Origin of the sequence: Chitinimonas sp. (assembly GCF_041904975.1) — a bacterium.
In the GTDB taxonomy this organism is placed as follows: Bacteria; Pseudomonadota; Gammaproteobacteria; order Burkholderiales; family Chitinimonadaceae; genus Chitinimonas.
This window is the reverse complement of record NZ_JAYRLZ010000131.1, coordinates 1-11,625: the sequence shown is the minus strand read 5'-3', so window position 1 is coordinate 11,625 and position 11,625 is coordinate 1. Positions and strand designations below refer to the sequence as shown.

Annotated in this window: 11 protein-coding genes; 8 read left to right on the top strand and 3 right to left on the bottom strand. The window is 58.4% G+C overall.

The features are described 5' to 3' along the window. Window positions 1-147: 147 nt before the first annotated feature. Genes ACE3OH_RS12955 through nirK form a run of 3 tightly spaced genes read right to left on the bottom strand, consistent with a single transcriptional unit; the run spans window position 148 to window position 2,957 of the window. Window positions 148-735, bottom strand: coding sequence for an SCO family protein (locus tag ACE3OH_RS12955; protein ID WP_374353284.1), 588 nt, complete (start codon window positions 733-735; stop codon window positions 148-150). 2 nt (window positions 736-737) lie between these two features. Further along, window positions 738-1,511, bottom strand: a complete 774-nt coding sequence (locus ACE3OH_RS12950; protein WP_374353281.1) for a formylglycine-generating enzyme family protein — start codon at window positions 1,509-1,511, stop codon at window positions 738-740. A 6-nt stretch (window positions 1,512-1,517) separates the two neighbouring features. Continuing rightward, complete coding sequence (nirK, locus tag ACE3OH_RS12945; protein WP_374353278.1) at window positions 1,518-2,957, bottom strand: copper-containing nitrite reductase; 1,440 nt, start codon at window positions 2,955-2,957, stop codon at window positions 1,518-1,520. A gap of 198 nt (window positions 2,958-3,155) precedes the next feature. On the opposite strand from nirK, the gene ACE3OH_RS12940 reads away from it, so the two are divergent. The 8 genes from ACE3OH_RS12940 to ACE3OH_RS12905 form a co-directional block, all read left to right on the top strand. Continuing rightward, entirely contained in the window at window positions 3,156-3,752 is a 597-nt protein-coding gene (locus ACE3OH_RS12940) for a hemerythrin domain-containing protein (RefSeq protein WP_374353275.1), read from the top strand. Continuing rightward, window positions 3,743-4,939 (top strand): NnrS family protein, encoded by a 1,197-nt coding sequence (locus tag ACE3OH_RS12935; RefSeq protein WP_374353272.1) that lies wholly within the window; start codon window positions 3,743-3,745, stop codon window positions 4,937-4,939. The genes ACE3OH_RS12940 and ACE3OH_RS12935 overlap by 10 nt, the downstream gene beginning before the upstream one ends. A gap of 158 nt (window positions 4,940-5,097) precedes the next feature. After that, window positions 5,098-7,359 carry a nitric-oxide reductase large subunit gene (locus tag ACE3OH_RS12930; RefSeq protein ID WP_374353269.1) on the top strand — a complete coding sequence of 754 codons (2,262 nt, stop codon included), beginning with the start codon at window positions 5,098-5,100 and terminating at the stop codon, window positions 7,357-7,359. A 58-nt stretch (window positions 7,360-7,417) separates the two neighbouring features. After that, window positions 7,418-7,627, top strand: coding sequence for a DUF3079 domain-containing protein (locus tag ACE3OH_RS12925; RefSeq protein WP_374353266.1), 210 nt, complete (start codon window positions 7,418-7,420; stop codon window positions 7,625-7,627). A gap of 105 nt (window positions 7,628-7,732) precedes the next feature. Continuing rightward, a complete protein-coding gene (locus tag ACE3OH_RS12920) occupies window positions 7,733-8,182 on the top strand; it encodes an Rrf2 family transcriptional regulator (protein ID WP_374353263.1) in 450 nt (149 codons plus the stop codon). A 58-nt stretch (window positions 8,183-8,240) separates the two neighbouring features. Continuing rightward, window positions 8,241-9,668, top strand: coding sequence for an oxygen-independent coproporphyrinogen III oxidase (hemN, locus tag ACE3OH_RS12915; RefSeq protein WP_374353260.1), 1,428 nt, complete (start codon window positions 8,241-8,243; stop codon window positions 9,666-9,668). 72 nt (window positions 9,669-9,740) lie between these two features. Beyond that, window positions 9,741-10,034 carry a hypothetical protein gene (locus ACE3OH_RS12910; RefSeq protein WP_374353257.1) on the top strand — a complete coding sequence of 98 codons (294 nt, stop codon included), beginning with the start codon at window positions 9,741-9,743 and terminating at the stop codon, window positions 10,032-10,034. 170 nt (window positions 10,035-10,204) lie between these two features. Continuing rightward, window positions 10,205-11,625 (top strand): ribonucleoside triphosphate reductase (locus ACE3OH_RS12905; protein WP_374353250.1); only part of this gene is annotated, 1,421 nt, incomplete at its 3' end.

Sequence of the window (11,625 nt, the reverse complement as noted above, 5' to 3'; positions counted from 1 at the left end):
AACTCGGCCCAGCCCTGGTGGTTTCGCCGGAAAGCCGCCAGGCGCGGTATTGTTGCGCAATGAGGTATCACTACCTCGCCTGCAAAACGCCTTTCGCCTGGCGGCTTTCCGGCGAAACGCGATCCGCCAGCGCTATATCAACAGCGCCTAGTGAACAAGCATGTGCGTAAGCGCGTTTCGCACCGCAGGATCACCTGCCGGAGCGAGATTGTCGCTGGTGAAATTGATTTGTCCTTGCGCATTGGTTACCACCAAGCGCGAGCTGTGATTGATTTCGCCATTTGAAAGCCGCCGATACCGGATGCCGAGCGCTGCTGCCAGGGCGCGCGTGTCGCGCTCGTTCTTGCCGACAGCAAACAGGTAGGGCGTATCCTGCATTTGCTGTGTTTTCGCCAGTCCCTGCAGTGTTGCCGCGGTATCTTTGGCCGGGTCGAGACTGAGCAGCAGCACGGTCAGCTCGCCGCGCTGCTCTGCCGGCAGGCTATTCACTATGGATTGCACACTGTGCAAAGTCACCGGGCAAGCCACTGCGCAGTTGCCGTAAAACATGGTGATCAAGGCCGGCTTGCCTGCCAGATCACCGAGTTCCAGCTTGGCACCTTGCTGGTTGGTCAGCGGCACAGTCATGCGATACAGCGAATCAGCCGGTAGCGAGGCTTGGCTTTTGTCAGCCTGGGCCGAAATGCCCCCGAGCAGACAACACATTACCATCGCTGCGCCAAGCAAATACCTCATGGTTACATCTCCCCATCACGGGCGCAGCGAAAACCAACCGTGCCGACCACATCGCGTGCCGACAGCGCGGCCAGCATGGCGATGCGCATCAAGATTGCGTAGTTCTCACGATCATCCAGCGATAACGCGGCAGATCCACAGGTTTCCAGCGTTTTTTGCTCGCCTTGCACGCGATTGTCGGCACTGACAAACAACCCATTGAAATCATCGACCCACTCATAGATCGCGCCGTGCATATCGCGTACCCCCCAGATATTGGGAGCTCGACCAACCGGCGGCAAAGCGCGCGATGCCGGGCGTTCATACCAGCGCAGGATCTGGGCGCGCCAGGCTAGATCGGCACGTGCATCAACGCGGAAGGCATCGGCTGCTGCGGCGTATTCCCATTCGTACCAGCTTGGCAAGCGCGCGTCTTCGGCCTCGCAAAACGCGCGGGCGGCATACCAGCTGACTGCACTGACCGGCGAATCGAGCATATCCTCCGCCACTTGATCAGCTGCACGCCATTGCGCCAGGTAGCCATCGCTCGCATACAGTCTGGCCACCTGGTCACGGCGCCACTGCGGGTATCGACTGAGAAAGGCAAGAAATTCGCGATTACTCACCGGAGTGCGGCGAAGTCTATATGGCGCAACCGTTACTGGACCATCGTTCTCCGGCAGTGCACTGCGAAACACACCGCCAAGCACGGGCAGGTAGTCGTCGTCCGCCCAGCACTGGCTGGTCAGCGTCAACAGCATAAAGTGCAGGGCTGTCGCCCAGAAACGGTGGCGCATACCCGTTTACTTGCTATTGCGCAGCTTCTTCACGGCCTCAGCATCCAGCACCGGCTTGCCGCCATTGAAGCGCGTGTTGATGAAGTTGAGCACTTCCGACACCTCCTGGTCGGACAAATCGAGCGATGGCATCACACCGTTGTACTTCACTCCATTCACGGTCATTTCGCCGGCGCGGCCACCTAGGATCACTTTGGCAGCCTCGATCGGGTTGTTCTTGATGAAGTCCGAATTAACCAGCGGCGGGAATACGCCTGGCACCCCCTGGCCATTGGCCTGATGACACGCCACGCAGTGCTTGCTGAATACTGCCTGACCATGATTGGCCGGCCCCGCGTCATGCAGGGCTGGCGGCTCGGCATTTACCGGCGCCTCTTCGCCTGGAGCAACCTTGGTTTCCTTGGCCGAACTGGCATCGGCCAAGGGGCTGAGAATGCCCTTGCTGTAAATATCAGGGCGTTCCGGTCCACTTACGGCAATCAGGCCAATAGCACCCTTATTGAATGCACGGGTAAGCGAGTGATCGACCATGGTGAGATTGCCAGGGACTTTGGGGGTAAATTCGACGATGGCCGAACCGCCAGCGGGCACCAAAGTGGTCTGCACCTGCTCTTGCGTTCTCATGCCGCCTTCGAAGTAAACCTTGTCAAAGATGGCGCCAATTACATGGAAGCTGGAGGTGATATTCGGGCCGCCCACTCCGAAAAACAGTCTGACCTTTTCTCCGGTCTTCGCCGTCAGCGCATTCTTGCCGGTCAGCGCTCGGTCTGCGCCGTTGAACACGACATAGGTTGGCTTCTCATCGACTGCCTTTTGCATATCGAATGGCTGCAGGCCGCCTGCGCGATAGCCGGTGCTGGTATAGAAATCACCCTGCATGACATAGTATTCACGATCCACCTTGGGCAGACCGGCCTTGGGCTCAACCAAAATCATGCCGTACATGCCATTAGCCACATGCATGCCAACCGGCGCGGTCGCACAGTGGTACACATACAAACCTGGGTTCAGCGCCTTGAACGTGAAAGATGCCTGATTGCCCGGCGCAATCAAGGTTTGTGGTGCACCGCCACCTGGACCGGTCACAGCGTGAAGATCGATATTGTGAGGCAGCTTGTTGCCGGACAGATTCTTCAGATGCAGCTCGACTGTGTCCCCTTCCCTCACCCGCAGCATCTTGCCCGGCACGGTGCCGCCAAAGGTCCAGAAGGTGTAGGTCGAACCCGGCGCGATTTCGCGCTCGACTTCCTCGACGGTCAGGTCGATGACCACCTTTGCAGCTGTCTTGCGGGCAACGGGCGGAGGCAGGAATGGCGGCGCCAACAGTTCTTGATGAATGACCGGTAGTACTTCATCGGCAAGCACTTGCGTTGCAGGCAGTACGCCTAGCAGGGCTGACAAGCAGGCCATGGTCAAGGGCGTGACAAGGGGTGCTCTGGTGCTCATCTGGCAATCTCCTGAATGGAAGCCGTGTCAGGCCTCGGGCGGGAGGTACCTCGCGGTACCGCTGATTACTGCCAAGCTACCGTCCGCCCCCCATAAAAAACTGACGCAGATCAATTGAATCCGCAAATTACCCATGCCTAGGTCTTCAGAACTAGGCCCGAAGTGGAATTGGAAGCCGCTTGGAAGTGCCAGACACTAATGCAAGTCACCTGCAGCAGACCGGGTGTACCTATTGTCGGCATCCCCGCCGTTTGCCCATCCATACAGGAAGACCTGATGCTGAGCCAAGCCCCCGCCCCCGGTTTTGACGACCCGATTGCTTTGCTGCTGGCCTGCCATGACAAAGTGCGACACTTTGCTAGCCTTGCGCCCCGTATCGCGCAGCATCTTGCCGAGCATGGCGCTGATCTTGAAGCGGCTCAGGCGGCCACCAATGTGCTACGGTATTTCGAGCGCGCTGCCCCGTTACACCACGCGGATGAGGAAGATGATCTATTCCCTGCCCTGCGTCAGCTCGGCGAGCTTGAGCTGAATCATTCATTGGACACCTTGCAGGCTGAGCATGCGTTACTAAATGCGCTGTGGCTGGCGGTAAGACCCTGGTTGGATGCTGTGACCAGGCAGCAATGGTTACCGAGCCCAGCTGAGCTCGGCGATTTTGCCCAACGCTATCCCGCCCATGCCGATCAGGAAGAGGCATTGGTATATGGGGCCGCCAGCAAATTGTCGGCAGAGACCTTGCAACGATTGGGCGCTGCGATGAGCCAGCGTCGCGGAGGCAAAGCATGGGCCTGACTGTCTACCAAAGCGACACTTCGACAGGCTGGCAAAGGCTAGCCCAGGCACCACATCGCGCCTATTTTGCCGCTGGTGTGCTTTCTCTGCTGGCCATGGCGCTCTGGTGGCTGATTAGTCTGCAACTCGCACCTGGCAGCCACGCCTATCCGGTCGTGATGGTGCACGCGCTGATGATGCCACTAGGCGTATTTCCCTTGTTCATGCTTGGCTTTATTTTCACGGCTGGCCCCAAGTGGCTGAATTTGCCAGCGTCTACGCGCCATTTCCCCATGGCGATAGGATATTTGTCTGGCGTGTTACTGGCGCTGATCGGCTTCGCGCATGGCGGAAGCTGGCCGGTGATCGGCTTGTTGGTCATGCAGCTGGTCTGGGCGATCGCAACACTGCGCTGGCTTGGCTGCCTGCGCAGCAGCTCGGAGGCCGACAGGTTTCATCCGTCGCGACTGTTGGCTGCCATGCTGCTGGGTACGCTGGTGATCATGCTGGCGGTTCTCTGGGTACGTTCAGGCGATGGCCGTTTGTGGATACAAGCTCGCGATGCCGCACTATGGGGGATGCTGCTGCCAATTTTTCTGACCGTATCCCACCGTATGCTGCCCTTCTTTACCCAGTCTGCCCTGCCCGGCGCTGCCATATGGCGCCCCCGTTTCCTGCTGGATGGCTGGCTTGCGGCTTGTGCGCTCTTGGTGCTAAGTGGCTTGTTGGATAGCCCGCGGCTGACCGGCTGCGTAACCCTGGCACTGTCGCTATCCTTGGCCTTTACCAGCTGGCGCTGGTGGCAGCGCGGGGTCATGACGAATCACCTGTTGGCCATGCTGCATCTGTCGTTTGCATGGTTGGCGCCGGCGCTGCTGCTGCAGGCGCTGTCGGTATTTGGGTGGCCCGTCGGCGCAGCCCCAGCGCACGCGCTGGCACTGGGCTTTTGTTGCACCATGCTAGTCGGCTTTGTCACGCGGGTTACCTTGGGCCATGGTGGCCGCCAGCTGGTGGCCGACTCTGGCTATTGGGCCATTTATCTCGCCATGCACGGCGTAGCCGCCTTGCGGGTGGTTATTGCCTTGCTGGGCCTGTCGGCAAGCTGGATCAATGTAGTGTCCTTACTTTGGCTGGCGGTGATGATTGCCTGGGCCACCCGGATACTTCCGATCTACTGGCAGGCGCGCCAGGACGGCAAACCGGGCTAACGACCTTGGCCCCGCCGGCCTAGTTCGCCAAGCGGGGCTCGCAGCCTTGAGCAACCTTTCAACATCAACAGAATTAGATTCATTTTTCTTGCATCTTATAAAAGATACAAATAGTATGAATCTTATAGCTTCTTTCAACCTCACCAAGGAAGGCCATCATGAGCAACTCGCACCGCCTTTGGCGCACGCTCGCCGTGATATTCCTCCTGTCCTTTGCCGCACTCGGCTGGATAGGCAGGGAGATCTACCTATCCGCCCCGCCGATTCCCAAAGAGGTCATCAGCAGCAACGGCACGCTGCTGTTCAGCGGGGACCAGGTTCAGCATGGACAAGAGTCCTGGTTGTCAGCCGGTGGTCAACAGCTCGGTTCGGTATGGGGCCATGGCAGCTATATCGCCCCTGATTGGTCGGCCGACTGGCTGCATCGTGAAGTGGTCGGCCTGCGTGATACGTTAGCGCAGAAGCAGTACCACAGTGCGTTCGATAAGCTGGGGCCGGATGAGCAAGCAGTGATCGCAGCGCGCACCAAGGAAGAAATGCGTCGCAATCGCTACGACGCCAATACAGGCCGCCTGGTGGTCAGCCCTGAACGGGCTGCGGTGATTGCCGAGCTATCGCAGCATTACATCGGTCTGTTTGGTAATGAGGCCTCACTAGACAAGCTGCGTGAACAATACGCCATGACGCGCGATGCGCTGAAAGACCCCAAGGACTTGCAGGCCCTGCCGGCCTTCTTTTTCTGGTCGTCGTGGTCGTCTGCGACCAATCGCCCAGGCGAAGCCCATCTGTCCTACACCAGCAACTGGCCCCATGAACCGTTGATCGACAATGCACCGACCACCGGCAATGGCATCTGGTCGATTGCCAGCGTGATCCTGATGATTGCCAGTATTGCGGCAATGATCTGGTACCACATGTCCCATGGTGACGAAGCTGACCCGGCGGCGCCTAAAAATGACCCGCTGATCGACCTGTCACTGACGCCTTCAATGCGCGCTACCCGCAAGTATTTCTATGTGGTGATCGCCCTGCTGCTGGTCCAGGTAGGCATGGGCGCCATCTCGGCCCACTATGCCGTGGAAGGGCAGAGCTTTTTCGGCATCCCACTTGCAGAAGTACTGCCTTTCGTGGTCAGCCGCACCATCCACACCCAGCTTGGCGTGCTGTGGATTGCCACCGCCTGGCTGGCAACCGGCCTCTACATCGCTCCGGTGTTGTCGGGTCGCGAACCGAAGTTTCAGAAACTGGGCGTTGATGTCCTGTTCTACGCCTTGCTAATTGTTGTTGGCGGTTCCATTGCCTGTGGCTGGATCGGTAACCTGCAGCATCTGGGGACCAACTTTGCCTTCTGGCTGGGCAACCAGGGTCTGGAATACACCAGCATGGGCCGCATATGGCAGTACGGCCTGTTCGCTGGTCTGATGATCTGGCTGGCACTGATGGCCCGCGGATTATGGCCCGCACTGCTGCGCCCTGGCGAAAGCCGTGGACTGATTGCCATGGTGTTTCTGTCGGCAACGTGTATCGGCAGTTTCTACGCCAGCTCGCTAATGTGGGGCCAGCACAGTCACTATTCGATGATCGAATACTGGCGCTGGTGGCTGGTACACCTGTGGGTGGAAGGCTTCTTTGAAGTGTTCGCCACTGCGGTCATCGCGTTGCTGTTCTCGCGTCTTGGCCTGATCCGCCAGAGCACTGCCAACAGTGCCATCGTGCTGGAAACCATCGTATTTCTGTTCGGCGGCATTCTGGGCACCTTGCATCATCTGTACTTTACCGGCACGCCTACCTCGGTCATCGCCGTAGGCGCCGTGTTTTCGGCGCTGGAAGTCGTACCGCTTGCCTTGGTTGGCCTGGAGGGCTATCGGAACTACCAGCGCTCGCGCGCTGCGCCCTGGGTGGCCAGCTATAAATGGGCGATCCTGTGCTTTGTGGCTGTCGGCTTCTGGAATACCGTCGGTGCCGGCCTGCTGGGGTTCTCGATCAACCCACCCATCTCGCTGTACTACGTTCAAGGCTTGAATATGACGCCGGCCCATGGCCACGCCGCCCTGTTTGGCGTATATGGCATGTTGGGTATTGGCCTGATGCTGTTCTGCCTGCGCGGCCTGTCCCCACGCCTGCAGTGGAATGACGGCCTGGTAAAGGCAGCGTTCTGGCTGATGAACATTGGGCTGGCCATGATGGTGTTCATCTCGCTGGTGCCTGCCGGCATCTATCAGGCTTGGGCAAGTGTCAGCAAGGGGCTATGGTTTGCCCGCTCGCCAGAGATTGTGCATTCAGATGTGATGACAATGCTGGTCTGGCTGCGCGTGCCCGGCGATATCGTGTTCGCCTTGGGCGTGCTGTGCCTCGCTCTGTTTGCCATCAAGTTGATCGGTCGTCGCGAAGAACCGGCCCTCAAACCGGCTCTGGCCTGACGAATTGGCGCCAGCTGGCAACAAATACAGCTGGCGCCAACTAGCGGAGAAAGCCAGCGTGGCGAAAAAGTTTCCCATCCATCCTGCCCATCCCGAGCGTATCTGCTGGGGCTGCGATAAATACTGCCCAGCCGACAATCTGGCCTGCGGAAATGGTTCGGACCGAACCCAGCATCCCGTCGAGTTTTGGGGCGATGACTGGCATGACTGGGGCGGCGACCAAACCATCATCCGCAGCACTGCTGGAGGCCAGGCGTCTGATACCTGATCAAGCTTCACAATCTGCAGTAGGAATGCGCTCCCCCATCTGTCGTAACATATGCAGATCGTGCGTTCACCTTATCTCGGCGCTCAAGTTGACCATGGAGTGGTTGTGAAACTGACCAGCTTTAGCGATTACACATTGCGCGTACTGATGTATCTGGCTGTGAATACCGACCGGCTGGCCACCATACAGGGTATTGCCACCAGCTATGGCATTTCAGAGAGCCATCTGACCAAAGTGGTGCACCATTTGGCCAAAACCGGCGTAGTGGAATCGATAAGGGGAAAAGGCGGCGGTATTCGGTTGGCCCTGCAAGCCGATCAGATCCGCCTCGGTCGTATCGTGCGTGAATCAGAAGGCGGTAGCCCCATCGTTGAATGCTTTGCTGCCGATAACCAATGCCGCATCTCCGCCAGTTGCAAGCTCGCCGGCATTCTCAAGCAATCCTTCGACGGCTTTTTTCAATCGCTCGATCAGTACACCCTAGCAGATTTGATCGAATCACCGCGGGCAGTGAATGACCTGATGCGGCTTGTGGCCATCGCGCCAGAGACGTGATCCTCGTCATAACGCGGGAGTCCCTAAGCGATACTCCCTCACCAATGCAAGGTTGACAATGACCCCCACCGACTCCAGTGCCAATAGGACGTTTGACGTTCAGGGCCTGCAATTTGACAAAGCATTGATCGAGAGGCTGTCCGGAAATGGGCCGCGCTACACCTCCTACCCCACGGCCGACCGCTTTCAAAGTGGGTTTGGCGAAGCCGAATACCGCGAACTAACGGCAAGTACTTTTTCGGCAGGTGGACGGCGCCCACTGTCGTTGTATGTGCACATCCCCTTCTGCAACACCATCTGCTACTACTGTGCCTGCAACAAGATCATTACCAAGAACAAGGCCAAGGCAGCGGTCTACCTCAATTACCTCGACAGAGAAATCGCCATGCAGGCACCGCTGTTCGCTGGAAGGGCCCGCGTTGAGCAGCTGCATTTTGGCGGCGGCACCCCGACCTTCCTGTCGGATGCCGAACTGGAGCGCTTGGTGAGCACCCTTCGCCAGCATTTCGACTTCGCTCCCCGCAACGAAGGCGAATACTCGATCGAAATCGACCCACGCAAGGTCAAGGCCGAAACCGTGGCGCTGCTTGGCAGACTGGGTTTCAACCGTATGAGCCTGGGAGTGCAAGACTTCGATCACGATGTGCAGCTTGCGGTTAACCGCATCCAGACCGAGGCGGAGACCCATTGCGTGGTCGATGCGGCGCGCGCCAACGGCTTCAAGTCGATCTCAATCGACCTGATCTACGGCCTGCCCAAGCAAACCTTGGCAGGTTTTGGTCTCACGCTCGACAAAGTGCTAGCCATGCGCCCGGACCGGCTATCGGTCTACAACTACGCGCATTTGCCCCATGTGTTCAAAACCCAGCGGCAGATCGAAGAAGCCGACCTGCCCTCGCTCGACACCAAGCTCGATATCCTGAGCCTGGCTATCGGTAGGCTAACCGGCGCTGGTTATGTCTACATCGGTATGGATCATTTCGCCCTGCCCGACGACGAGCTGGCAGTGGCCCAGCGCGCCGGCACCCTGCACAGGAACTTCCAGGGCTACTCGACCCACGACGATATCGACCTGCTGGCGCTAGGTGTATCCGGCATTGGCAAGATCGGCGCTAGCTACAGCCAGAATGTGCGCACCACCGAGGAGTACTATGCCGCGCTCGACGAGGGCAAGCTGCCGCTGTTTCGCGGCCTGGCGCTAAACCGCGACGACGAACTACGCCGCACCCTGATCCAGCAACTGATGTGCGAATTCGCCCTCGACATCGCCAAGGTCGAACGCGACTGGGATATCCGCTTCGCCGACTATTTCGCTACAGAGCTGGCCGACCTGCACAAGCAAGCCCAAGACGGCCTGCTGACCATCGACGACCAGCGCATCCAAATCCAGGCCCGCGGCCGCCTGCTGGTCCGCAATATCGCCATGGTGTTCGACCGCTACCTGCGCCAGGGCCAACCGATGATGCGGTATTCCAAGACCATCTGAACGAAATGGCAACTATCCACCACGGGGGCAAATATGGCGCAACGACACGCAAAAAGAGGTGACGTGGTCTAGGTGTCGGTCAACCAGCCAACGGCAGACACCGAGACATCCCGAGTATTGGCGCGCGACGAGCACATAGAGATCTTCCGCCTGACGCTCGCGGCTGGCACGCATATTCAGCAACAACGCGCCGCCGGCGCCATGAGCCTGCAATGCCTGAGCGGCACGCTGCAGTTCCATTGCCACGGCAAGTCCGAAACCCTGTCATCTGGCGCCCTCATCTACCTGCGCAATGCCGAACCCCTCGCCGTGAGATGGGACGAAGCGGCGGTGGTGCTAATTACGCAGTTTTTGCTCCGGCGCTAGTCTCCTGTTCGCCATGGCATGGAAGTAATCTTATCGGCGATACGCTCCCAGATAGTTCCCCCTCACGCTGCTTGACCCCGGTCAAGCATTTCAAATAAGCCCGGCCATTCCACATAAAAACACAATATCTAGTGCTAACTTTCGCCTCACGCTACTAGATGGAGTGTTCAATGCACGCCCAATATGTAATCAAACGAGACGGTCAACAGACTGCTTTCGACGTCCGGAAAATTGCGAAGGCAATTTATGCAGCCGCCCAAGCAACCCAGGAATTCGATGAAGGCGTCGCAGAACTGCTGTCGAAACACATTGCACGGCGACTCGCCAAACAATCAAGCCCCAATATCGAAACTATCCAGAATCTGGTCGAAGAGACTTTGGTAGAGGCAGGTTGGTGGCGCACCGCCCGCGCCTATATTGTCTACCGCGAGCGGCACGCCCGTCTGCGCGAACTCAAACACACACTGGTAGACGTCGAAAGTGCCATGGAGGAATACCTCGACCAGCGAGACTGGCGGGTGCATGCCAATGCCAACCAGGGTTACAGCCTGGGTGGCCTGATACTGAACGTGGCCGGCAAGGTAACGGCCAACTACTGGCTCAGCCATGTTTATTCACCTGAAGCTGGAAAGGCACATCGCGCCGGCGACATTCACATCCATGATCTGGACATGCTCAGCGGCTACTGCGCCGGTTGGTCACTGCGCCGCCTTCTGACCGAAGGTTTCAACGGCGTGCCGGGTAAGGTAGAAGCCACGCCGCCACGGCATATGTCGGCCGCCGTAGGACAGATCGTCAACTTCCTTGGCACCTTACAGAACGAGTGGGCGGGTGCGCAGGCCTTTTCGTCGTTCGACACCTATATGGCACCGTTCATTCGCCGTGACGACATGGGCTATGCCGAGGTAAAGCAGGCTATGCAGGAGCTGATCTACAACCTGAACGTGCCCAGCCGCTGGGGCACGCAGACACCGTTCACCAATCTGACCTTTGACCTGACCTGCCCCCAGGATCTGCGCGAGCAGATTCCGTATATCGGTGGCGACGAAATGCCATTCAGCTACGGCGATCTGCAGCTTGAGATGGACATGATTAACCGCGCCTACATCGAAGTGATGATGGCCGGCGACGCCAAGGGGCGGGTGTTCACCTTCCCGATCCCTACCTACAACATCACGCCGGAATTCGACTGGGACCACCCGAACACCCATCTCTTGTTCGAGATGACCGCCAAATACGGCCTGCCCTACTTCCAGAACTTCCTCAATTCCGATCTGGAACCGCATATGGTTCGTTCGATGTGCTGCCGCCTGCAGCTCGATCTACGCGAGCTACTCAAGCGTGGTAACGGCCTGTTCGGGTCAGCCGAGCAGACTGGCTCGGTCGGCGTGGTGACTGTGAACTGTGCTCGCCTCGGCTATGTACATGCCGGGGACGAAGCGGGCCTGATGGCCACGCTTGACCGGCTGCTGAACCTGGGCCGCGATGTGCTCGAAATCAAGCGGAAGGTAGTGCAGCGCTATATAGACCAGGGACTCTACCCCTACACAAAGCGCTACCTGGGCACGTTGCGCAACCACTTCAGCACGCT